The 23,165-nt window shown below is 36.1% G+C and carries 27 protein-coding genes; 23 read left to right on the forward strand and 4 right to left on the reverse strand.

The features are described from left to right. Positions 1-51: 51 nt before the first annotated feature. The 7 genes from O1A01_RS09885 to O1A01_RS09915 all read left to right on the forward strand — a co-directional run bounded on the left by O1A01_RS09885 (position 52) and on the right by O1A01_RS09915 (position 5,002). Positions 52-912 (forward strand): carbohydrate ABC transporter permease, encoded by an 861-nt coding sequence (locus tag O1A01_RS09885; protein ID WP_270066395.1) that lies wholly within the window; start codon positions 52-54, stop codon positions 910-912. Between the two features lie 2 nt (positions 913-914). Then, on the forward strand, positions 915-1,754 hold the full coding sequence (locus O1A01_RS09890) for a carbohydrate ABC transporter permease (RefSeq protein ID WP_270066145.1): 840 nt from the start codon (positions 915-917) through the stop codon (positions 1,752-1,754). 24 nt (positions 1,755-1,778) lie between these two features. Further along, positions 1,779-2,597: a PfkB family carbohydrate kinase gene (locus O1A01_RS09895; RefSeq protein ID WP_270066146.1), complete on the forward strand. Its 819-nt coding sequence runs from the start codon at positions 1,779-1,781 to the stop codon at positions 2,595-2,597. A gap of 91 nt (positions 2,598-2,688) precedes the next feature. Beyond that, complete coding sequence (locus O1A01_RS09900; protein ID WP_270066147.1) at positions 2,689-3,450, forward strand: GntR family transcriptional regulator; 762 nt, start codon at positions 2,689-2,691, stop codon at positions 3,448-3,450. 98 nt (positions 3,451-3,548) lie between these two features. Continuing rightward, complete coding sequence (locus O1A01_RS09905) at positions 3,549-4,208, forward strand: HAD family hydrolase (RefSeq protein WP_270066148.1); 660 nt, start codon at positions 3,549-3,551, stop codon at positions 4,206-4,208. A gap of 170 nt (positions 4,209-4,378) precedes the next feature. Continuing rightward, positions 4,379-4,435, forward strand: coding sequence for a hypothetical protein (locus tag O1A01_RS09910; RefSeq protein ID WP_244905130.1), 57 nt, complete (start codon positions 4,379-4,381; stop codon positions 4,433-4,435). Between the two features lie 435 nt (positions 4,436-4,870). Continuing rightward, complete coding sequence (locus tag O1A01_RS09915; protein ID WP_268874246.1) at positions 4,871-5,002, forward strand: hypothetical protein; 132 nt, start codon at positions 4,871-4,873, stop codon at positions 5,000-5,002. A gap of 162 nt (positions 5,003-5,164) precedes the next feature. Here O1A01_RS09915 and O1A01_RS09920 read toward each other — a convergent pair whose 3' ends face one another. Continuing rightward, positions 5,165-6,628, reverse strand: a complete 1,464-nt coding sequence (locus O1A01_RS09920; RefSeq protein ID WP_270066149.1) for a transposase — start codon at positions 6,626-6,628, stop codon at positions 5,165-5,167. 344 nt (positions 6,629-6,972) lie between these two features. Between O1A01_RS09920 and O1A01_RS09925 the strand changes: the two genes are divergently transcribed. The 16 genes from O1A01_RS09925 (at position 6,973) to O1A01_RS10000 (ending at position 21,241) form a co-directional block, all read left to right on the forward strand. Then, positions 6,973-9,534 (forward strand): S8 family serine peptidase, encoded by a 2,562-nt coding sequence (locus O1A01_RS09925; protein WP_270066150.1) that lies wholly within the window; start codon positions 6,973-6,975, stop codon positions 9,532-9,534. A gap of 225 nt (positions 9,535-9,759) precedes the next feature. After that, positions 9,760-9,903: a hypothetical protein gene (locus O1A01_RS09930; protein ID WP_270066151.1), complete on the forward strand. Its 144-nt coding sequence runs from the start codon at positions 9,760-9,762 to the stop codon at positions 9,901-9,903. 58 nt (positions 9,904-9,961) lie between these two features. Next, the gene (locus O1A01_RS09935) at positions 9,962-10,630 is read left to right on the forward strand and encodes a hypothetical protein (protein ID WP_270066152.1); all 669 of its coding nucleotides are present in this window, start codon (positions 9,962-9,964) and stop codon (positions 10,628-10,630) included. 185 nt (positions 10,631-10,815) lie between these two features. Beyond that, positions 10,816-11,358, forward strand: a complete 543-nt coding sequence (locus tag O1A01_RS09940) for an RNA polymerase sigma factor (protein ID WP_066416904.1) — start codon at positions 10,816-10,818, stop codon at positions 11,356-11,358. Further along, positions 11,342-12,019 carry a hypothetical protein gene (locus O1A01_RS09945; protein WP_066416906.1) on the forward strand — a complete coding sequence of 226 codons (678 nt, stop codon included), beginning with the start codon at positions 11,342-11,344 and terminating at the stop codon, positions 12,017-12,019. Before O1A01_RS09940 ends, O1A01_RS09945 begins: the two co-directional genes overlap by 17 nt. Before the next feature lie 251 nt (positions 12,020-12,270). Further along, positions 12,271-14,817, forward strand: a complete 2,547-nt coding sequence (locus O1A01_RS09950) for an FtsX-like permease family protein (protein WP_066416908.1) — start codon at positions 12,271-12,273, stop codon at positions 14,815-14,817. 15 nt (positions 14,818-14,832) lie between these two features. Beyond that, the gene (locus tag O1A01_RS09955) at positions 14,833-15,516 is read left to right on the forward strand and encodes an ABC transporter ATP-binding protein (RefSeq protein ID WP_066416911.1); all 684 of its coding nucleotides are present in this window, start codon (positions 14,833-14,835) and stop codon (positions 15,514-15,516) included. 175 nt (positions 15,517-15,691) lie between these two features. After that, positions 15,692-16,390: a hypothetical protein gene (locus O1A01_RS09960; protein ID WP_066416913.1), complete on the forward strand. Its 699-nt coding sequence runs from the start codon at positions 15,692-15,694 to the stop codon at positions 16,388-16,390. A gap of 27 nt (positions 16,391-16,417) precedes the next feature. Next, complete coding sequence (locus tag O1A01_RS09965) at positions 16,418-16,813, forward strand: hypothetical protein (protein WP_066416915.1); 396 nt, start codon at positions 16,418-16,420, stop codon at positions 16,811-16,813. Between the two features lie 33 nt (positions 16,814-16,846). Continuing rightward, positions 16,847-17,002 carry a hypothetical protein gene (locus O1A01_RS09970; protein ID WP_169714875.1) on the forward strand — a complete coding sequence of 52 codons (156 nt, stop codon included), beginning with the start codon at positions 16,847-16,849 and terminating at the stop codon, positions 17,000-17,002. A gap of 541 nt (positions 17,003-17,543) precedes the next feature. Then, positions 17,544-18,104 (forward strand): sugar O-acetyltransferase, encoded by a 561-nt coding sequence (locus tag O1A01_RS09975; RefSeq protein WP_066416917.1) that lies wholly within the window; start codon positions 17,544-17,546, stop codon positions 18,102-18,104. 123 nt (positions 18,105-18,227) lie between these two features. Beyond that, entirely contained in the window at positions 18,228-18,488 is a 261-nt protein-coding gene (locus O1A01_RS09980) for a hypothetical protein (RefSeq protein ID WP_066416919.1), read from the forward strand. A 201-nt stretch (positions 18,489-18,689) separates the two neighbouring features. Continuing rightward, entirely contained in the window at positions 18,690-19,130 is a 441-nt protein-coding gene (locus tag O1A01_RS09985) for an ArpU family phage packaging/lysis transcriptional regulator (RefSeq protein WP_066416921.1), read from the forward strand. Between the two features lie 57 nt (positions 19,131-19,187). Further along, positions 19,188-19,814 (forward strand): hypothetical protein, encoded by a 627-nt coding sequence (locus O1A01_RS09990; protein WP_066416923.1) that lies wholly within the window; start codon positions 19,188-19,190, stop codon positions 19,812-19,814. Between the two features lie 302 nt (positions 19,815-20,116). Continuing rightward, positions 20,117-20,641 carry a matrixin family metalloprotease gene (locus tag O1A01_RS09995; protein WP_066416927.1) on the forward strand — a complete coding sequence of 175 codons (525 nt, stop codon included), beginning with the start codon at positions 20,117-20,119 and terminating at the stop codon, positions 20,639-20,641. 9 nt (positions 20,642-20,650) lie between these two features. After that, entirely contained in the window at positions 20,651-21,241 is a 591-nt protein-coding gene (locus O1A01_RS10000) for a hypothetical protein (RefSeq protein ID WP_066416928.1), read from the forward strand. 689 nt (positions 21,242-21,930) lie between these two features. Here O1A01_RS10000 and O1A01_RS10005 read toward each other — a convergent pair. Genes O1A01_RS10005 through O1A01_RS10015 form a run of 3 tightly spaced genes read right to left on the reverse strand, consistent with a single transcriptional unit; the run spans position 21,931 to position 23,017 of the window. Beyond that, positions 21,931-22,542 (reverse strand): hypothetical protein, encoded by a 612-nt coding sequence (locus tag O1A01_RS10005; RefSeq protein ID WP_235858146.1) that lies wholly within the window; start codon positions 22,540-22,542, stop codon positions 21,931-21,933. Beyond that, positions 22,539-22,865: a transposase gene (locus O1A01_RS10010; RefSeq protein ID WP_333482932.1), complete on the reverse strand. Its 327-nt coding sequence runs from the start codon at positions 22,863-22,865 to the stop codon at positions 22,539-22,541. The genes O1A01_RS10005 and O1A01_RS10010 overlap by 4 nt, the downstream gene beginning before the upstream one ends. A gap of 26 nt (positions 22,866-22,891) precedes the next feature. Beyond that, positions 22,892-23,017, reverse strand: a complete 126-nt coding sequence (locus tag O1A01_RS10015) for a hypothetical protein (protein ID WP_270066153.1) — start codon at positions 23,015-23,017, stop codon at positions 22,892-22,894. Between the last annotated feature and the right edge of the window lie 148 nt (positions 23,018-23,165).

Raw genomic sequence — 23,165 nt, forward strand, 5'->3', positions numbered from 1 at the left:
CGAACTATTCAGCAAGGGGTGAAGGAAGTGACTAGATATAGAAGTAGAATCATGTCTATCTTATTTTTATTACCGAGTGTTGTCATACTAGCTACATTTGTATTTATTCCTCTAATACAAAATTTCTACTACAGTCTCTACGACTTTTCTGTTTTTTCTCAAACGAAAACATTTGTTGGATTGAATAATTTTAAAGTTCTTTTAAGTGATAAAGTAGTACAAACTGCATTAGCGAACAATTTTAAATACGCCATTATATCCGTCTTCTTCCAAGTAGCCATTGCGCTCGTACTAGCCTATATTTTGGAGGACAAAATCTTTAGAAGAGTGGCTCCGTTTTTTCGAGTCGTCTATTTCATGCCGGTTATGATCTCGATTTCCGTTATCGCCCTATTATTCGGTTTTATTTATAATCCGCAAATGGGACTATTAAATAGTTTCTTAGATTTAATCGGTCTAGGAGAATACGGAAAGCCGTGGTTAGGGAATTCGACGTCTGCAATTTACGCTGTGATTGCAATGTCACAGTGGCAAAGTATCGGTTTTATTATGGTGATTTTCATTGTTGCTATACAAAAAATCCCGAAGGAACTGTACGAAGCTGCCGAAATGGACGGAGCTGGGAAAGTACGTAGATTTTTCAGTGTAACGGTCCCACAAGTGAGAGAAGCGATTTTCGTTAATACACTTATCACAATTACAGGTTCGATGCTCGTCTTTAATGAGCCGTACATTTTGACGAATGGTGGACCTGGATTTAGCTCGATCACAATGGCCGTTCATATGTATCAAGAAGGATTTGTGAAAGATAATATGGGATACGCCTCTACGTTAGCTATCGTCATTTTTATACTTACTGCGATACTAGCACTTATTCAAATTCGGTTATCCGGAACGGGAAAGGATGAGTGACCATGAAGCTTACTAAAAATAGAAAATTTGGAGTAGGTGAAACGATAACATTATTTGCACTAATAGCATTTGCTGTTATTATTCTTTACCCGTTATTATGGATGTTCATTTCCTCGATGAAAAGTTATGATGAAATATATAATAACGTATGGGGTTTTCCTGAAGTATGGAAATATGAAAACTATATCGAAGCATGGTCAAAAGGGATCTCTAGTTATTTTTTAAATAGTGTTATTGTGACGATTGCTACGATTGTTTCTGTATTACTTTTCGGTTCAATGGCAGCTTTTTCACTCGCAAAATATCGTTCTAGATTAATCGATTTAGCGTTAATTTTTATCATCGCTGGGATGATGATTAACCCGCAAGTAGCACTTATTCCGCTGTTTAATATTTTAAGTGCTTTTGACATGATAAATACGAGGTGGGCGCTAATCCTACCGTATATTGCATTTCGTTTACCGATTGCTATTCTTCTATTAAGGTCTTACTTTTTAAGTATTCCGAAAGAGTTAGAAGAGTCGGCTGTTATTGACGGTTGTAGCGATTGGGGAATTTATACGAAAATTTATTTACCGATGGCAAGACCTATTTTAATTACAACGATCGTATTAACAGCGTTTTTCGCTTGGAATGAGTTTTTATTTGCAACAATCTTTATAGATTCTGATGCACTAAAAACAATTCCTTCTGGATTGATGAACTTCCGGGATGCACTTCGAACAGACTGGGGTGTTCTCCTCGCTGGAATGGTTATTTCTTCTATTCCGATGATTGTACTATTAATTATGCTTCAAAAATATTTAGTAAGAGGATTATCAGAAGGATCTGTGAAAGGGTAAGAGATAGAGAGAGGGGTATAAAAGATGAAAATTATTGCAATTGGAGATAACGTAGTAGATTGTTATTTAGATCAAGGAAAATATTATCCAGGTGGGAATTGTGTAAACGTGCTAGTAAATTGTAAACGTTCAGGTGCAGAGGAAACGAGTTATATCGGCAATTTCGCAACAGACGATAAAGCGCAACATTTGAAGTATGCACTAACAGAAGAGGGCGTTGCGTTTGATAGATCAAGAGTAGTCGAAGGAATTAGTGGTCAACCGAAAGTGAACTTAACGGAAGATGGAGACCGGGTTTTCGTAGGTGGACCTAAAAATACCGTTCAACATAAGGTGAAAATTAAGTTGTTAGCGGAAGAGTTAGAGTATGTAAAGCAGTTTGATGTTTGTCATTCAAGCTGTTATTCCTCTTTAGAAGAGGAGCTCCCTCTTATTGCGAAACAAACTAAGGTGTCGTTTGATTTTTCTACTAGATTGGAAGAGGCTTATTTAGAAAAAGTATGTCCGCACATTTCTTTTGGCTTCTTTTCTGCTTCTGATTTATCAGAGGAACAGTTAGAGGATTTTATTGCGAAAGTAGAAAAATATGATTTAGAGGTAGCGGGGTTTACGAGAGGATCAAAACCTGCACTATTTCTTTATAAAGGAGAACGATATTACCAAGAGCCGGTTGAAACGAATGTTGTGGACACAATGGGAGCTGGTGATAATTTTATAGCTGGTTTTTTAACAGCATTTCTTAATGGAGCAGATATTAAGGACGCGCTTCAATTTGCGGCAGAACGAGCAAGTGAAACATGTACGTTTTACGGTGGCTGGGGATATCCGAAAGAAATAGAGTGAATAATCATTCATATTTTTCGAAATTTAAGGTTTTTCTGCAATTAATTCTGTATAATTATAGGAGAAAATACCACGAAGTTGAGGTACGGTTATGAAGAAAAAAATGGAGAATGCAGTGAAACCTGGATTTTTGTACGAACAAGTAATGATAAATATTAAAGAAATGATAAAGTCTGGCCAATTTAATCCTAATGAGAAACTGCCAAATGAGAATGAACTATGTGAAATATTTGAGACTAGTAGAATTACGATTCGAAGAGCGTTAAAGGAGCTCGAAAATGAAGGAGTCATTGAGATCCTACACGGGAAAGGTACGTTCGTCAAAAACACAAAGCAGCAAATTCATATGCTAGATTTGAATGGATTTACGAACGGCAAGTGGTTAGGGAAAACGACGATTACGAAAAAAACACTTTCTAAAACCGTGGAAGAGGCTGATGAACAGCTAATGAAATTATTTCAGCGTGATGAGCCGTTTGAAGTATTAAAGCTTGTCCGTCTTATCAAAGATGCAAATAGTGCGTTCAGTGTCGATTATTCCTATTTTCCGTTAGACCTTTACCCAGGAATTCAAGACAAAATGGAAGAGAACGTTTCTACATTCCAAATTGTGAAAAATGAGTATGGAGTACAGTTTAAATGTGCGAAAAAAGAACTCGAATTTTTACACCCTTCACAAGAAATTAGTGAATTGCTAGAAGTTTCTCGGATGGAACCTGTTATTCAAATTGGCAAAGTAATTATCGATGTGAACAATATACCTGTCCATTATTCTTTATATTACTTATTGGCTAGTAAGGTGAAATTTAATATTGATGTTGATATGCAAGACGATTCTAATCAAGAATTTTAACTGGCAAGTACCCCTAATCGTAGAAAAGGGGTTATTTGTCTTGAAGCGGACGGTCAAGACAGGTGAATAACCGGAATTAAAAATAGGAGGGATAGGACATGATAAAGGCAATTATTTTTGATTTTGACGGGTTAATCATCGATACAGAGTATGCGTGGTATGAAAGTTTCTGTGAAGTATTAGGTAAAACTGATCGTGACATTCCAGTAGCTGAATATGGGACATATATTGGGACGGACGGACCAGCTATTTTTCATTTCCTCTTAGAAAAATCAGGCGTAAACATTTCGATAGATGACCTAAGGGAAAAAGCTAGAGCGCTACATACGAGTAAATTAGGGACACCTGTTGCTCGAGAAGGAGTAGAAGATTTCCTTCAAGCTGCTAAAGAGCGAGGGTTGAAAATTGGCTTGGCATCTAGTTCGGACCGCAAGTGGGTGACACATTTTTTAGAGGAGCTTCACTTGTTACCTTACTTCGATGTTATTCAAACGAAGGATGATGTGGAAAAAGTAAAGCCTGACCCAGCGCTATACAATAATGTTATTCAACATTTTAATATTCTTCCATCTGAAGCAATCGCCTTTGAAGATTCTCCTAATGGTACAAAGGCAGCCATTGCAGCAGGATTGAATTGTGTAATCGTTCCAAACAGAGTGACAAAAAGTAGCCAATTTGAAAACTATCATTTTCGAATAAGCGGTATGCATGAAAGTAGTTTAGATGAAATTATTGAAATGATTGAAGGGATAGTTTAGAAGTTTTTTCTATTAAAGGCCTATTATTTTTAACAATAAATAGAACAGGTGTTCTGTTTTGTGCTATAATAGTTTCGCGATAGTCAGTTAGGGAAACTCAAGGGTGGTCGGCATTACCCCATCGAAAGGGGGTGGTGCTTATGATGTCAACATTTCAAACGTTAGCGTTAATGATTTCATTTGCCGGTTTGATCGTGTCCATCATCTCGTATGTAGACAGAAAATAACCCACCCTTGAGCTTGACGGCAAAGTGAGTGGGTTCGCTTCCAAAAGCCGCCCCCTTGAAGGGACCTGCGACTATTGAACGACCAAATAGTGTTCCAGCACTGTTTGGTCTTTTTTACTTTATGCAGTATTAACAATAGTATAACTAATTTTTAATGAGTTGAAAAGGTGGAACCATCCTTTTGACCTAGGGCTTGTGGTTGTATTCAATTAAAATCCAGTTTGTGACCGGAGTTGCGAAAAAAATTCTGTTAGGAACATATTTCTAAGCAAAAACTATTTACAGTTAATAATCTAATTTGTTATCTTATAAAGAATAAATATTCTTATGAGGAAACAAAATATCGGGATATTTTCTCTTTTTTTCCTCTTTTAGTTTTCAAATATGAATAATATTTTTTTAGTTAAATAAAAAACTTCTTTGGAGGAAACGTAAATGAAAAATCAACAAGGTATTAGTGCATTATTATTAAGAGTAGTGTTAGGCATTATTATTATTGGTCATGGAACAGTAAAATTCCAAGGTGGGATTACTGATACTGCCACACCTAAAGGAGTGGGGTTCTAATTTACTTATATACTTCTCCAATGCTCTCACCGGAAGAATAATTAGTCTTCTAGTTACAACACAAAGGAACTCATATATGTTCAATTAGACTTTTACAACCAAAGAAACCTCTGTTTCTATTAGCGGTTGTTTCGGCTCATATCTAAACCGATAATAAGTTTTTTATATATCCATTCTAACGGAGGATTTTTCTTTCGTTTTCATCCTTGTTATTTCTAAGTCGTGCATTTTTCTAAATTTATGGAAGTGTTGTTCACACAGATCTCTATCTATTTCATCCAAGCTTTCCTTGCAGTTCATTAATAGAAAAGCTGAATATAAATCTCGTTGTATTTTACAGAAACCAAAGTTGTTCCATCTTTCGTGAAGTTTTTTCTTTTCATATGTATTAGTGAAATGATTATATTGACTTGCTTTTGTAAGTGTTGTATTTACTTTATTTAATCTTAAGCCTTTGTATTTAAGTTTGCGTTCTATAATCCTTAGTAACATCGCAGGTGCTCGATTGCTGATCGTTCTTCCGAACCTTTTCTTTTTATTGAATTTGCCTTTTTCATTCACCGTTGTTTCTTTCGCTCTTCTTTGAAGTCCCTTAAAACTCATGGTTTCGACAAATACAACGTCACCTAAAGCAATGATGGAGTTAGCTAGCGTTTCATGATCCTGTTTTCTTTTAGCTCTATTCAGCCTCTGCAACTCTTTTAATTGGCTCTTTTTTCTCATATATCGTTTTGAAAAGAGCCATTTGTCTTTATTGCTAGTATCAATCGTGCCGTCTTTTTTATATTTTAATGGATTGCTTGCTCTTTTACTTCTGTCCATACTTCTTTGGATAATCCTTATCTGTTTATCTAAATCAATAACACTAGGCGCAAGCTCCGTCAGCATAACTTTTGTTTCAGAACAGACTGCCACAGTAGAAGTCCCTATATCAATACCTACTCTTTTCTGAGTAGAACTATTATTTTTCATCCCTTTGGTATTGTACTTTTTCGGAGGCGTTCCTTCGAGTACTAATTGAGCGTAGTATACATATTTATTCTTAATCCATTCTCTTTTACTTCTAACAAATTTTATTTTGTCTTCTAGCGCAAGGTGGGCATAGTCGTCTTTCTTTTTAACGATTGTTCTAAGAACTAGACCGTTCCAAAATATATTGCCATCCTTGTATCTGATACCTGTTGAATTAGACTTCCCTTCGACGGAATACATTTCGCCGCACTTCTTGAAATGCACTTTCTTCCCTTGTTTGTACATTAATTTTTCAAAAGCTTTGAAAGCTCTTGTGGCAATTTTTTGGCTGGTAAATGAATCTATATTCTTTTTAAATTCATGTTGCATCGGTTTCACAAACTCATGAAGCGAATACTCGGCTAATCCAAACTCCTTATTCAACTCTGAAAATAGCTTATTTCGCTTTTTTCCCTTCTCCATCTTACAAACAACTCGATACTTTTTTGATTGTTTTAAAGCTGTATATCTTTTAAGTAATTCTCTTAAGCATGCATTATACATGCCCCTGGATAACTCGAATCGCTTAGATAATTTATGCTCTTGGTGTATTTCAGTTTTTATTCTTAACGTTAGAACATAGCTTGGAGTTTTAGATTTAGCCAACGCACTCACCTCCTATAGATATATTTTACCATACAGGAACGCATGTTCGCAACAAAAAATCGAACACTTGATATGTCCGAAGACATACCTTGTTCGACATCGCTTTCATCCCACACCAAAAGAAGTGGGCTTTCCCGTTCTGGGGTGGACAGAGGGACGGGTTCCTTTTTTTGGTAGAAAACAGACTTGCCAACTAGTAATTATATGTAGTCGCATATATACATAAGACTAGTCCTTCTATATCCTTTGGGTTATTTTAAAAATAAGCCTTATTTCCCTTCTTTTTTCTTGGTACCATTTAATTGTTAGAATGTTCTACACATTATGAAAAATGGTGTTAAGGGGGAAAGGTAATGAGAGTAAAAAGGTATAGTTTGACGGCAATAATTTTAACATTTCTTCTCGTATTTACTAGTATGCCAGTATCCGCATTAACAGGGACAGTTAATTCGTTGACTAATAAGTTAGCTTCCGCGTTTAGTGATTTACCATTAAACACGCAAGTCGAAACGGTGGTAGATCCTCTGCTGACAAAGGCGTTAAAATCGGCAAGCGAAGTGGAGGTTATTGTGACGTTTTGGGGAGACGAAGCACCAACAGCGCGCCATAATGAATTGTTAGGCAAGCTTGGGATTAAGAAAGGTGTTTCGTTTCAATCTCTACCAATTGCAGGGGTTATTGCAACTCCCACACAAGTGTCGGAATTAGCTGCTCTACCTCAAGTTCGTTCGCTCTATTTCAACGAGAAACTAGAATATGAAAACTATGATGCAACAAATCTAACAGGTGCACGCAAAGTGCAAACAGAGGATGCGTTTAGAAAAGCAAACGGAGGCATGCCTGTTTCAGGTAAAGGTGTAACCGTTTTAGTTAATGATAGTGGTATTGATGGAACGCACAAAGACTTAGAATATGGAAGAAAAACTATTCAAAATGTTTTAGGGACTACGAACCTTAATGCACAGACCAGTCTACTACCAATTACGTATACGGAAAATGTGCCAAACACAGATACTGCATCTCACGGTACACATGTTGCAGGTACGGTTGCAGGAAACGGTGTAATGTCTAGCGGCAAGCATGCTGGTGTTGCACCAGGAGCTAGTTTAGTAGGATATGGATCTGGAGCTGGAATATTTATTTTGGATACGTTAGGTGGATTTGATTATGCGTTAACACACCAGTATGAATATGATATTCGAGTTATCACGAACTCCTTCGGTAGTACGGGTGATGTTGGTTCTGATTTTGATCCAAGCCATCCTACAAACGTTGCTACAAAGAAATTATATGATCGAGGAATTGTCGTCGTATTTTCCGCAGGTAACTCTGGTCCAGCTGAAAGTACTATCACCGGTAACTTTAAAAAAGCTCCTTGGGTCATTACAGTCGCTGCTGGCGATAAAGCTGGAAATCTAGCTAGCTTCTCTTCTCGTGGTGTAGAAGGAAAAGGTGGAACGGTTGTAGTAGATGGACAAGAATTTACTTGGGAAGATCGCCCGACAGTTACGGCTCCAGGGGTAGATATTATTTCTACACGTGCAGTAGATGCATTAACTCCGTTAGGTGCCCAAAAAGATGCAGAATTAATTGAAACAGCTCATTTACCATACTATACTACGGCTAGTGGTACATCGATGGCTGCTCCGCATGTAGCTGGAATTGTTGCGCTAATGCTAGATGCAAACCCTAATTTAAGTCCAGATGAAGTGAAAGCAATTCTACAGCAAACAGCAACAAATATTCCTGGGAAAGCTTCGTGGGAAGTAGGAGCTGGATATGTGAATGCTTTTGCAGCGGTCGATGTAGCATTTAACGGTCGTGAATACGGTAAAACGTTAAATGTTAATCAAACGTTCAACAGTAGCATAGATTTAGATGTGAAGAGACAGGATATTTCGATTCCGTACGACCCAGCAACAAATGGGAGTATACCATTTGAAGTGAAGGAAGGCTTAACGGAAATCGGTGTAACCGTTTATGGTCAAGGCTTTGCTGGAAGTGGTAACCCAATTAACTTAGTATTAATTGACCCAACTGGGAAAGAGTATAGCTCTGGTATTTCCTTACTTTTTGCACTTTATTACGATAGAACGGTCATTGTCCCATCCCCGGTAGCTGGAACATGGACGATTGAAATACGTGGATTACGTGGTGATACGGTAAATCCAATCGGAATAGCGTTACCTGAAACGGTCAATGGCGTAGTCACGACAAGAGAGTCCAAAGGTTACACAGGCTTAAACGATATTGCTGGCCACCGCTACCAAGACTCTATTATTATGGCCGTTCATAATAGACTAGTAGACGGGAACAAAGATGGGAACTATCAACCAGATGCAGCAGTATCACGTGGAGAGCTTGCAAAATTATTAGTAATGGGTATGGGGATTCGTCAAAGTTTACCAGTGGACGGTTCTCAATCGTTCCAAGATTTAAAAAATTCGGCGCTGCTTTCCTTTGCGGAATCTGTATCTGCTAGAGGGGGAGCATTAAAAGACCCCTCTATCCAACAACATCCTGTTATGTTAACGGATGGATCTAAGTTCTCTGCGAACAAGGAAGTAACAAGAGAAGAAGTTGCATATTCTTTAGTCCAAAGCTTAGGATTAGAAAACGAAGCGAATGCTAGAAGTGTAAAATTAGAATCAGAGCCGTTCGTTGTATACTATGGCGATCAAAAAATTGTTATTGAAGATAGTGCATCTTTCACACCAAATTTAAGAGGATACGTGCAACTTGCATTCGAACTAAACATCCTTTCGGCAGAAGATTATTTTGCCGACAATATGGAATATAAGTTAAAAGACGGAGAAGTAAACTTTTATGCGAAATTCGAGCCTGCAAAAGCCGTCACCCGCGCTGAGTACGCAGCATTTGCGAATAGAACATACAACGTATATATAAGCAACTAATGTGGACGGATGGGTGGATGCCGAGTCGAGTATGGTAATTACCAAGATGGCATAGATAGGGGGTTACCCTTATAAAAGCCTCCGCTTGAAGAAAACTGGCCAAATAGTGTTCCAGCACTGTTTGGTCTTTTTTATTGAAAATATTTTACAATCGACACGAGATTTATAGTAACATAAAATTTATGAAAAATATTAATCAAAAATGAACGAAGGTGGAAATACAACATGGAATATGTATTTATCGTAGTCGGGATTACCGCGTCCCTACTATTCTATTATTACGACAAAAAAGCGCAGAAAATTATATCCTTCCAACAAATGAGAATTAAAGAACTAGAAGAGATAGTGGAGAGAAATCAATTAAAATAAGCTGTGGAAGACATCAAGCTACGTCTTATACGGTTAGTGGTGTTAAAGGAGATATCGAATGAAAAAATATATTTACCTTTTAGTGGTCCTAACATTTTTTTACGCTATTATTCAATTTTTTCGAGAAGATTCGCCTAAAGAATACACGGAAGTTAAGGTCGAGGAAGAAAAAAAGAGCATTGAAAATCATCAGTATGATGAACTATATATAAAATATTTAAATGACACAGAAAAGCTAAAAGAGGAGATAAATCTTTTATCTGCCTACTTATATGAAACAAGGGTACAGTTATTCGATACAGATTTATTTATGGAACAATTTCCTAACTCAGATACAATAGAGTTAATTCATAAAGAAAAGGGATGGGGCCAGTTTATAGGAATATACAAGGATATCGAAGGATATAAGTTATTAACCTTTACTGCTGATCATCCTAACACGGTCACTACTACATTGGACTACCTGAGCTCAAATACCGATAGCTGGAATTATGAACATGGTACGATTGTAGGATTAACAAGTAATTCGGCTATTGATGTTTTAAAGTTAAAGATTGATAATAACGAATTGGAAATCGAGCTTTCAGAAGTCGAGGGAGATGGAATTCGTTTTTGGTATGAACAAGTTGACATAGAGTCAGGACAAACGCTTTTAGAAAGTACCATTATTGCCTACGATAAAGCCGGAAATGTGTTGTTGGAAGATTTTATTTCAAAATATAGATAGTGGATAAATTAGAGTGGTCTAAAGCTGACTTTTCTTGCCACTCTTGTTCAGCGATGAAAAACATTAGGGCGACCTCAACCTGCATCGCCTTTTTTATATGAAAATAAAAAGTTTACAAAAAGTTGTAACCGATTCCCTACTCATACGACTATAAATTACTACAAATATAGAAGGAGGGAAAATGATTGAATGAAAAACAAAAAGAATCCTTCATTAGAGACGTTTATCATCCATACCACCAAGATGTATACCATTACTGTCTTTATTTTGTAAACAATGTGGAAGATGCTCAAGATTTAACGCAAGATATTTTTGTGAAGGCGTTGAAAAGTATAAGTACCTTCAAAGGTGATTCCAGTGTTCGAACGTGGATTATGTCTATAGCAAAAAATACTACGGTTGATTTTTACCGAAAGAAAAAAATACGTCGGCTTCTTCCATTTAAATGGACAAACGAGAAATCTACATTTGTGCCTTCACCTGAATTTAATGTAGAAAGAAACGTAGATTGGAAGGTAATCCAAGAGGCATTAAACTCTCTGAAAAACGATTATCGACAAGTTATTATTCTTAGAGGATTGAAAGAATTCTCGACTAAAGAAACAGCCGAAATACTAGGGTGGAGTGAATCGAAAGTAAAGGTGAATTATCATCGAGCATTGAAAAAAATAAGCAGCTACATTTCTACTGATGAGGAAGGAGTAGTGATGTATGATAAATCGAAATAAAAGAGATGTTCTTACTCCTTTAAAGAAAAGACCAGACTTAAATATGGATGATCAAACGACAGCGAAAATAGAAAATGTTTTAAGAAACACGGATGTGAAAAGCAAAAATGTTTTGTTTAGATTGCCAAAAACAGTACTTTTTGTCCCACCTATTTTAATAGCCTTGTTCCTGTTACTTAATAGTATTTTTTCTACTGAAAACCATTCAGCTATTTCTGGAGAAAATGCAAGTGAGACGTTGCAAACACCGTTCTATTTTGGGAACTTTTTGTATATCTTTGGACTTATTTTATTTATGGTTGGGATTGGCTTTATCGGTGCTGGACTATTTTTTCTTTTTGTAAAAATGGAAAGAAAGCAAGGAGTGGTATCATTACTAATCGGATTAAGTATCGTCATAGGTGCTATGATGCTATACGAAAACCGCCCTTCCTACAAAGGGGAAGCACTTATCGTGGTGGAAAACGTTTCCGTATACGAGCATATGGGGCTAAACAGATGTACGGTAACTGCGGAAGAGACAGGAATAGAATATCATTTTGATAGTGAGTTCGAAAATACAGCAAACGATTTTTGTAATGCGTTTGAAATCGGTCAGGAATACAAAATTCAATATGAGATGGTAAAGGCTGAGTATAAACTGATTGGGAAACTAGATTAGTGAAGATTACATCGATTTGAAGGTATCATGGAAGGAATTTCAACAGGCAGAGACTTACCTCCGCCTGTTTTTTTGTGGGCAAAGGTCCCTTGTTCGTATGCTGGCGTACTTGATAAATTTTTCAAATATTTAAAAAAATAGTGATGTGATTCATAAAATTAAGTATAATTAACAACGGATGGGAAAATTATACTGCTTTCCTTCATATATATTTAATAGTTTTTAAGCTTGTCCAAAAAGGAGGATTTACCTTGCTCCACTATTTAAAAGCCTCATTCTATGAGAGATGGAAAATGTTTGTTGTAGTTATTCTTATTTTATTATTAATAGGAACTGGATTTATCGGGTCGCTTGCCGTAACGGATCGGATGAACTTGCAAGCACGAACCGATTTAGAAGCAAATTGGAGATACCACTATGACATTCTAGTTCTCCCTGAGGAAGTAAAAGGTAACAATGTTCTAGGAGATGGATGGGTGCCACCTCAGTCCAGTATAGCTGGGTACGGGGGAATCACCATAGAAGATTTAGAGATCATTAGACAAATTCCAGGAGTGAAGATTGCGGCCCCAATTGCAAAAGTTGGTTACCATCAAGGTGATTATCTTAATGTAGTTGCTAAGGATGCCGAACCTGGTGAATTTTATGAGGTAAATGTTCAAAAAATGGCTAATGACGGAATTAACGACTATATCATTCAGGACTCACATTATATAACTAACTACTATTCTCCAGAGTTTGAAGAATCTCTTCTCTATCAAAAATTTAATCAGGAGAGGAATTTACCAGAATGGTACCAGATTCGAATACCTCCGACAGAACTGCTTCGTTATCCAAATGAGCTACTAGTTGTAGCCATTGATCCTGAAGCTGAAGAGCAATTATTTTCCTTTCATGATAGTACTGAGGAAGGTTTAAGTGTCTTAAAGAGTGTTAACAACAGTGGTATTATGCCCGAGGTTTCCTTTCTTGCCTTGAATAGCCAATTGTATGATTATCGCGAGTCTATTTCCATTAAGCGATTTGAAACACCAGATGAAGTAACGGAAGCCGACCTCCAGAACGGTGTAGATGCTTACTTGCAATCACTTCCGCAAACAGAAATTGTTTCCCTTGAATTAGAGACACTATCCCCAGAGTGGCGCAATGTTAACGGGGTGTTACATGTCAGTAAAGATGAAATTACAAAGGAGCTTTATTCATATGGCGCAACATTATCAAGCTTCTATAAATATGGGCAACTCTCCTATGAAATAATTACGCAAGAAGAAAACAGTATACCGACTGTTTTTGCTAAACAATTTAATCCTCCCTCGATAGCAGAATTCTCAATCGACTTTCCTAGTTATCGTCAAAAATATGGAGAGGATCATGATAGCTTAGTTGCTGCTAATATTGTAGGTTTTTATGATGCTACAAAAGTTCAATCTAATTTTAATCCTGTCTGGAAGGAAGGAGAACCGTTAGATATTTATACGCCTCATCATAGTGTAGCTTTTATGGACGGGGCAGGGGAGTCGCTAAATCCGACGCAACTTAAGCCACTTCCTTTAAAATATGCTTACTATACAGGAGCACCCGATTTACTAACTTCTTTAAGTGCATTAAGGCTCTATTATAAAGATGATCCCCCATTGTCATCTATTCGTGTATTGGTGGATGGCGTCGAGAAACGTACTGAGGAAAGTCAAAGGATCATTGAACAAGTTGCTACCGAAATTATCGATAAAACAGGTCACCATGTTGAAATAATGCTTGGGTCTGTTGGTGAAAAAATTCATGTGCATTTGGAAGGAACAGGTGCAAATGAAGTTGGGGTAGTAGAGGAAGTTTGGCAGAGACAAGGAGTAAGCTGGAGCATCGAGCAACGGTTAGATGAAGCGAATAAATGGCTCTTTCTTTATTTGTTTTTAATTGGCTTCGTCTTTATTTACACGGTTATCACTCATAGTTTGTTAAAGCGTTCAGTTGAATTTTCAATACTACGTTCGTTCGGATGGTCAAGAAAAAGAATCCTTTTACTTTTATGTCTTGAAATAACAATTCTTGCAACGGTTTCAACTAGTTTTATGTTTTTAGTGAATCTTTATATGGACATTCTATCTACGCAATTTTTCTTTCTGATTTGGATTGCTTTTTTCCTTATGATTGGGCTCGGCTATTGGTCTGGGAGTAGTAAATCTATAAAAAACTCACCACGTTATGGATTAGCTGGAGAAGTAATGAGTCAGAAATCACGTTCATTGTTACCGATTAGAGGCTTAGGTTCATACGTTTTGCACCAAATGGTAAGAAAGCCACTGCGGTTCGGCCTTCTAGTAGGTACAATTGGACTTACTTTATATGTTGGCGTTTTATATTTGGCAGCCCAAAGTAGTATGGAACAATTTTTATTTTTAAGTGTGTTAGGAGAAGCAATTAATCTTCATATGGCACCTTATCAAAAGCTATTTCTTATCGGTGGTCTCATCTTGACAATTTTATGTGTGTTCTTCCTTTTATTTTTGAATGTGACAGATCGGAAAAAAGAACTATTAATTATGCGTTCAATCGGATGGTCTTTAACTCGAATTCAGCTATTTTTATGCTTGGAAGTTGCACTCATTGGATTAATAGGTTCTCTTCTAGGTGTTGGGGGTGCGGTAGTGACCATTGTAGCTTTTACAACTATGTCTGTTCCTGTCTCGATAGCGCTTTACGCAAGTTTTGTTACACTGTTTTTACTACTATTTTCCATCATCATCCTTACAGGGACAATATCATTGAGAGGGATGGTGCGCGACCAACATGCAGCATAAAAGGGAGGGAATGAAGTGATCAGAATCGAAAACGTTTGTAAGGCGTATGGTAACGGTGAGGAAAAATTAGAAGTTTTAAAAGATATATCATTAACGGTGGAGGCAGGTGAGTTTATTACGATAATAGGTCCATCTGGTTCAGGAAAATCAACATTGCTCCATACAGTTGGGGGATTAGAGGAGATTAGCAGTGGTCAAATCTTCCTTGATAACGAGCCAATTCATCAATTAAAAGATTCCCAGTTAGCAAAAATTAGACTAGAAAAAGTCGGATTCATCTTTCAGCAGTTTCAGCTTTTATCTTCTGCCACCGCGTTAGAAAATGTCATGATGCCTTTGTTAAACTTCTTTGGTAAAAGGGATACTAGAAAAAAAGCAGAAGAAGCATTAACTAGAGTAGGTTTGTCTCACCGGATGAACCATTTACCTAGTAAACTATCTGGTGGGGAGCAACAACGAGTCGCGATTGCGAGAGCGCTCGTCACAAACCCTAAACTTATTTTAGCAGATGAGCCAACTGGAAACTTAGATTCAACCAATGGGGAGAATATTATTTCGTTACTTGAGAGGATTCACCAAGAAGACGGTGTTACCATCGTCTTAATTACCCATGATAAAGAAATTGCCTACAGAGCAGATCGAGTAATCCATTTCCTTGATGGAAGAATAGTAAGGGAAGAAGTGTTGAAAGTAAGATAGAAAAAGGTTCCGTTGTCCATTGTTTTTAGTGATATGGAACGGATTGTATAGTTGAAACTATTAAATTGCACTGGTGGGTTGTATTATTAGAAACCTAATAGTTGTTTTCATTTTATTTATCACAATTTTAATTAGTAGAACTTATTTTCCACAGTTCATTTGGATTTTCATCATTGTGGAGATTTTCCTAGTTAGTTTTATCATTACTTCTCTCCTGAAAAAGGTGAGCAACAACCGCCATTCAGAACAAGGTTTCATTGAAAGACTGAGTGAAGAAATAAGCACCAAGCTTGGAAACCAATTTTTATCTAATGTTGTGCGTCAGGAGCTGTATGTTCTTTATTTCTCTTTATTTGTATGGTTTCAAAAGGGAAAAAAGCAGTCTTCTGCACAGTATACGTATCATATATCATCACAAATTAAAACGATTGTCATCGTATTCGGTATTCTCATTTTTGGAGAAGGAATGTTATTTCATTTTTTGTTACAAAAATGGAGTGAAGTCGCTGCTTGGATTCTCACTGCATTAAATATTTATGGATTATTGTATTTAGTAGGTTTATATAATTCTGTAAAACATATGCCACACGAAATGAGTAACGGCCGACTCATTATTCGTTTAGGTTTTCAGAGTTCTATAGATTTCGACTTAACGAATATCGCGAAAATAAGTAAAGCGAAAGCATTGGATCTTGGCGAGAAAGTTCCGAGTGATATGTATTACTCATTATTAAACATAGATTCTCCACAATACGAGATTATGTTACACGAACCAGTTGAAATGACCGGAATGTTTGGAAAGAAGAAGTTCATAAAAAGGATCGTATGCCGAATGGACGAACCGGAAAGATTTTTAGAGGACATAGAAAAGTGATTTTTTTAATGGGAGGTGGAGAAGTACGTGAAGAAATCTTATTTTATAATGATTTTGATGTTTATTATTGCTGGTTGCAGTCAAGAAACTAATGGTGCTTTTTATCCAGCTTCTATTCATGAAAAAGAAGTGGCTTCTATTGAAATTTTTGATGCCGATACAAATGAATTTTTAATTGAGTATTTTGAGGCACCGGAAAAGCAAGTAATAAGTCAGGCGATTGAAAGTGCAGAGCCATTCGATTATATAGGAGATAACTTCGATTATAAGGTGGAAGTAAAGTACGGGGATAAAAGTACGGAAGATTATTGGTTTAACTTTAGCGAAAGTCTTTTTAAAATAGGAAATCAACATTACAACATCGATGCCGACTATCAAAAAGATATTCAAAAAATTTTAAGTCGACTAGAAGGTGAAGATTAAATGTTTGTTCACATGAAGAGAGGGGGATGAACGGTGCATAACATTATTGACAATGAACGAGAAGGTCACGAATGGCTATTAGTACTAGTTGTTATAGCCTCATTTCTAACATTTAGGAAGATCAATAAAGTGGAAAAGTATAAGAGCAAACTTTATGGGAAGTTTAAATATTTTTCTCGCCATTTATAAAATAGCGAGGATGGAGTTCGTTGATAAATAAACGGTGGTCGTTGATAAATAAAACGGGTTCGGTGATAAATAAACGTTGGTCGTTGATAAATAAACTGGGTTCGGTGATAAATAAAACGAGGTCAGTGATAAATAAATGGTCGTAGTTGTTAAATAAATTTTCAAAGTTGTTAAGTAAAATCTGAAAGTTGTTAAATAAATATTCAAAGCTGTTAAGTAAAATCTGAAAGCTGTTAAATAAAATCTCAAACTTGTTAAATAAACTCAACACTATGTTAAATAAGAAGCTCCACGCTTATATTAAATGTCCATTTGCAAAGCATTTTCCATGCTTGCCAGTCCTCAATATTGCTAAAACCACTTTTTGCCCGATTGTATTCTATGAAAATTAGGGATAGCTAACTAATAAATCCATATTTTTTTAACATAATTAGTTATACCTCACTAAATTTTTATACGGAATCGGAAAAATTTAACTTCTCTCAGTGTGTTTGTTATCATGTGTATACAATTGGTATTTAAATGAAGGGAAAACAATCAAATGAAAAGCGAAAAGGAAAAAATGTTGGCTGGAGAAATGTATGATCCTGCTGACCCTATTTTATTAAAAGAGCGTGAGGAAGCAAGGCGCAAAGTTAGAATCTACAATCAAACGTTAGAAACGGAAGCGGAAAAGCGTACACAGATATTGAAGGAGTTACTCGGATCCACAGGAGAAAATGTTTATATGGAGCCTAATATCCGTTTTGACTACGGTTACAATACACACGTAGGTGAGAACTTTTTTGCGAACTTTGACTGTACGATATTAGATGTTTGTGAAGTTCGGTTCGGAGATAATTGTATGCTTGCACCAGGGGTACAGATCTACACAGCAACACATCCCTTGCATCCAGTAGAACGAAATACAGGAAAAGAATACGCAAAACCGATCAAATTTGGAAACAATGTGTGGATTGGCGGAAATGCAGTCATCAATCCTGGAATTACGGTAGGAGACAACGTCGTTATTGCATCCGGTGCAGTCGTCACGAAAGACATACCAGACAACGTGGTAGTTGGCGGAAATCCTGCAAAAATTATTAAGCAGATTGAAATATAGTGGACAGAGCGAGGGAATACCATTTTTTGGTGGGACGCGGAACCTGTCCCTCTGTCCCATATTTTAGCTGGGTACGGGGGAATCACCATAGAAGATTTAGAGATTATTAGACAAATTCCAGGAGTGAAGATTGCGGCCCCAATTGCAAAAATTGGTTATCATCAAGGTGATTATCTAAATGTAGTTGCTAAGGATGCCGAACCTCGTGAATTTTACGAGGTAACTGTTCAAAAAATGGCTAATGACGGAATTAACGACTACGTCATCCGAGACTCTCATTTTATTTCTAACTACTATTCTCCTAAATTGGAAGAATCCTTACTTTATCAAACAAATTCCGATACCTCCGACAGAACTGAAACATGGATGGGGTTAACAAACTAGAATTAACCGAAATTAAAGTAAAGGTAATCAATATGATACTAAACCAAGAAGACGGGATTATGAGTTACATCCTGAAAAACTTAATGAGGATTTAATAAGTCTTGTAACTATGATTGAAGGAAACGAACCTACTATACCAAAATAAAAAAGCCAGGATTTCTCCTGACCGACCTATTCTTATTTTACCATAAGGGAGGAATCTTGGTGGCACAATTATCCTTTAATTTACCTGAAATTGACCGTGAAGCAACTAAAAAAGCTGTAGAGAATTCGCTCGAAAAGTATCGTTTTTATTTACTATCTGTTCCGGAAGAGAAGATTCCTAGAATAACAGCTTCCTACTCATTAATTCCACCTTCAAACACCAATGCATTTTATTCCTCCACTGAACAAGTGGCTATTGAAAGAGTAGATCTAGAACGTGAAAGGTTAGAGTATATCGAACGGATTAGAAGAGCTGTTAATCGTTTAGGAACTAGGGAGAGGGAGTTAATTATTAAACGGTACCTGGAAGAGGATGAGGTTTATGATTATGAGATTTATAATGAATTAGGGATGAGTGAAAGAAGGTATTATAGACTTAAAGGTAGAATATTTTATAAGCTAGCATTTATTTTAAAAATTGAAATTTACAAAGGATAAGGACATCCCTTAGTGGATGTCTTTTAAGTTGTTATTTGAATATTGGAGGTTATGATAGTGTCAACAAAATTAAGGGAATATATTGCTATTGGTTGTTTGTTAGTAATAAACATTACAGTATTTCTAGGGTTAATTGACTTACTTTTTCCTGATAATCCCACAATGACAGCTGGAGTCTTAGCTTTCATTGGTTCAATAATTGGAGGAGGACTAACTCTTATGGGAGTAAGATGGACTTTAAAAAAACAGGCTAACGATAGATATATAATAGAATTTCCTAAGAAGAAACAGAGTTTAGATACTATTATAGATAATTTAACAAAGATTAATAGGGAAGATCATTCATATGTATCTTATAATTTTGGTCCAAACGAATATGATTTAAGCAAGTTTCTTCGTGAACTTAAAATAACGGCTACTAATGTTGATGGAGTTGTTTACAACTCAATTGTTGATCTTGAAAAAACCTTTAAAGTTTATTTTGAACAAGTGGAATTATATAAAGAATATCAAAATGTTCATCAAGTTGGTTGGACTCCTCTATTAACAGAGGAGTCTTATTTAAAACTGGAGCAATTAAAGGTTAAGTTAGTTTCCGATATTAGCGAAAAAATAAAAGAGCTACAAGACTATGACTCTAAATTGGATACAAAATTCTTTAAAATTATGAATAAAGGCAGATAATTGTCAGACTTATGGCAGAGAGAAGGCAGAGCATTTGGTTTTAAAGGTGCTAATATGGTATTAACGAAATATATCGAAAGGCGCTTTTCTTGAATTTGTGGAAGAGCACTTTTTATCACTACAGATTGAAACAATAAACGGCGTAATAAATCATAAATGAATTTCATGAAACATTCCATTAAAATAAATCTATTAAAATTATGGAAAAAATTTACTAGGTATATATTAACAATATGTTTAATGTATGTTATTGTTTTGGAAGGGTTTTCTTTTTTAACTATTTTAATAGGAGGTAAATTTAATTGAAGTACAAAAAGTCAATATTAGCTTTAATCTGTTTATTATTATTATTAGCCCCTTTATCTTCAGTAAATGCTTATGTATTACAGGGGAATAGCTTTCAACATCCAACTGCTCTAAGGTATTACATTGATTCCTCAGTCCTAAATAAAAACTATGGTGGATATGCAGTTACTGGTGGGAATACTTGGAATTATTCTCCTGTAGTTCAATCTTCTAGAAGTACCTCAAAAATACAGTCAAATGTTGTATGGCGGTATTCTAATACAGACAGAGGGAGAACTGTAGCTACAGCTTTTTATTATGTGCAAAAAAACCAACCCCCAGTAGATATATATTTTTGGAGAGGATTTGATGGTTTGAGTCACAGTAATAAAAATGAAACTGCTGTACATGAATATGGTCATGCTTTGGGATTGGGTCATGAAGACACAAAACAATCTGTTATGGTATCAGAAGGATTTAATGGTACCCATATGCCGTATGTAGATGATTACAATGGTCTCGAAGCATTATATAGGAGGTAGAGGAAAATTATGAGGTATAAGAAGATTATATTATTATTGCTATTATTACCAATTACTTTTGGTGGAATTTATACATTTAATAGTCTCTCGCCAGATAAAAAGATTATTATTCATGGAAAGACAATTCCTTATGATGATTTTGCTCATATGGAGAATGAAACACAACTTGTAGTAATTGGGAAAAAAATAAAAACAAGTGAAACAATTATAACAGAGGATCCAGAAGTAGATAGGATTATAGATGCATATAGTATTGCAGATTTTAAAATTAGTAAAGTAATAAATAATAAAACTAATAAAGAATTAAAGAGTAGTGATGTAATAAAGGTGCTAGAACTGAGTGCTTCTCAAAAAAACGCCCTTGGAGTTACAACAACGTTTCAATATGAGGATTATGAAGCATTAGAAGAAAATAAAAAGTTTATTCTTTATTTAGATGAAAGTAAGTCGGATCCAGGAGTTTATATTATCGGCGCAGTCAATTATGGGAAAATACCTTTAGAAACTGCAGAAAAGGTTAAACATGATAAAGAAAAGATTATAGGTATCCATAATCAAGCTAAAGCAAAATACAGAAAAGAAATTAATAGTTTAAAATAATACTATAAATAGTTCAATATGAAAACCCTACTATACACTCCTTTTTTAATAAGTCATTAGCATCCTTTGAGGGTGCTTTTTTCAAAGGAATTTATCTCCTTTTGTCGAAATAACATTTAATAGAGACTCGGAAATTTAATAAAGGCTCCTGTGTCTTTTGGGGGATGAAAGCGGAATTTAAGAGGTAGTGTTGGAATTTTCATAACCATTTTCAAAAAAATGCATGCCAAATAATCCATCTATTGTGAATTTTTTAAAAAATGTGTTTTAACATGGATTTATAAGGACAAAAACCCTTTGATGGTTGGGTGAAGAGTTGAATAATTCTTCTTTTTTGTTTCCTTTATCCACGCATCGGCATGCTGGCACATGCCGATGATATATGACCTTATATTCCAATGCCTAGAACTAAGCCCTCTTTAATCCTCTAATTGATAATCAATCTTTTGACGTTTGATACAACGCTCGACCCCAGTTCGTAAGGAGTAGCGCTTATACCATTCCTTACTGTCACGTTTGACCCGAGGAAAAAGACGGGGATTATCCTTTGTTGATGTGTAAAAGGTTCTCCCGGTTGATTCTGAACAGGGGGTTGGACATTGCCATTTCCCGACTACAGCTGGACACCGCCATTTACGTCGATATCGTTTTTTATCTACTCCCCAATCAAGCATTTTTCGTCCGATGGGTCAGATAGGTACACCGTCTAAATTAATATCCATTTCATTGTAAGTGATCTGTTTAGAACGTCTAGCATTAAGATCAATAATGGCAGACACATCATAGTGTTCTAACATTTGATAGATTGGAAAAGCATCGAAAGCAGAGTCCAAAATGACTTCGCTGAATTTCCAATCCAGATACCAGTGTAAAAGTTCATGATAGGTACTTACAAACAAGACGGAATCATGCTTACTGGCCTGATACATTCTAGGATAAATCGGTAAATTATACGGACTATCTGAGGCAGTTATCATAAATAGATTTCGTCCAAAATAGTACTTTTCTATAGAACTATCCCAGCCCCAATCGGCATCTGGATCGGCGAATTGTCGTTTACATTGGCACTTCCAATTCCCTTGTTTCCGGCAGTCACAGAGAAATTTTCCGTAATGTCGACCACCGGTTTTAACAGGAGTGCCGTCAGCTAAAATACTAAGCGCTTGTGTATCACCTAATAATCCAGTTCTTGCAGATTTGATTATGAAAAGGGATTGAAAGAGAATCTGCAGCTGATCATGCGCCTTCGAAGTATACTGAATTTCCTTGTTTTTTAAGGCGCGATCAACCAGTTTTCTCAATATACTTGGATTTTTAGGGTCCAGCTTTTGATTTTTCTTTCCTTTTTTCTAGGCTTTTTAAGCTTCCGTTTACTACGTTTAGAAAGATGCGGAGATGAATGAATCCAAAGGCGCTTAAAAAAGTCATAAAACGTCCCAACACCAGGAACATCATCCGGTGAAAACCCACTAAGAATGGCAAAGATGAGATTCGTTTTTAAGGTAAAAACCCATTTATCTACACTAGTTTCTTTTTGGAAGTGCATAAGCAATAAACTTCGAAGCATATCACATGGGTTACGCGGCTTTCTACCTCTTGGGTTAGAGGAATATCGATTTTCCATTAGGCTGGCTGTATCCGTTAAATCTATTAAGGAAACCAAACAATTTGGTTAGAGTAAAAGTCCTTTAAAAACTCTTTACTATGGTAGTGAATAGTTAGTTGGTCAACTACAAATTTTAGATATGCTTCATGATTTCGAACATTATTCAACATAAGAATTCCCCCTATAATTGGTACTAAAAAATGCCTATACTCAATTATAAGAGGAACGCACGTTTGCCAAGGCGGAAAATTTGTTCGTATCCTCGTTTGGGGGTGTAACAATAAAAAAGCCCTAGTCAAAAGACTAGAGCTGGTGCGG

The organism is Sutcliffiella sp. NC1 (genome assembly GCF_027594365.1).
GTDB classification, from domain to species: domain Bacteria; phylum Bacillota; class Bacilli; order Bacillales; family Bacillaceae_I; genus Sutcliffiella; species Sutcliffiella cohnii.

Coding starts and splice junctions, on each gene's coding strand:
- O1A01_RS09885 (WP_270066395.1), top strand. CDS start 52: ATGTCTATCTTATTTTTATTACCGAGTGTTGTCATACTAGCTACATTT.
- O1A01_RS09890 (WP_270066145.1), top strand. CDS start 915: ATGAAGCTTACTAAAAATAGAAAATTTGGAGTAGGTGAAACGATAACA.
- O1A01_RS09895 (WP_270066146.1), top strand. CDS start 1,779: ATGAAAATTATTGCAATTGGAGATAACGTAGTAGATTGTTATTTAGAT.
- O1A01_RS09900 (WP_270066147.1), top strand. CDS start 2,689: ATGAAGAAAAAAATGGAGAATGCAGTGAAACCTGGATTTTTGTACGAA.
- O1A01_RS09905 (WP_270066148.1), top strand. CDS start 3,549: ATGATAAAGGCAATTATTTTTGATTTTGACGGGTTAATCATCGATACA.
- O1A01_RS09915 (WP_268874246.1), top strand. CDS start 4,871: ATGAAAAATCAACAAGGTATTAGTGCATTATTATTAAGAGTAGTGTTA.
- O1A01_RS09925 (WP_270066150.1), top strand. CDS start 6,973: ATGAGAGTAAAAAGGTATAGTTTGACGGCAATAATTTTAACATTTCTT.
- O1A01_RS09930 (WP_270066151.1), top strand. CDS start 9,760: ATGGAATATGTATTTATCGTAGTCGGGATTACCGCGTCCCTACTATTC.
- O1A01_RS09935 (WP_270066152.1), top strand. CDS start 9,962: ATGAAAAAATATATTTACCTTTTAGTGGTCCTAACATTTTTTTACGCT.
- O1A01_RS09945 (WP_066416906.1), top strand. CDS start 11,342: ATGATAAATCGAAATAAAAGAGATGTTCTTACTCCTTTAAAGAAAAGA.
- O1A01_RS09975 (WP_066416917.1), top strand. CDS start 17,544: ATGAAAAGCGAAAAGGAAAAAATGTTGGCTGGAGAAATGTATGATCCT.
- O1A01_RS10000 (WP_066416928.1), top strand. CDS start 20,651: ATGAGGTATAAGAAGATTATATTATTATTGCTATTATTACCAATTACT.
- O1A01_RS10010 (WP_333482932.1), bottom strand. CDS start 22,865: ATGGAAAATCGATATTCCTCTAACCCAAGAGGTAGAAAGCCGCGTAAC.
- O1A01_RS10015 (WP_270066153.1), bottom strand. CDS start 23,017: ATGTTGAATAATGTTCGAAATCATGAAGCATATCTAAAATTTGTAGTT.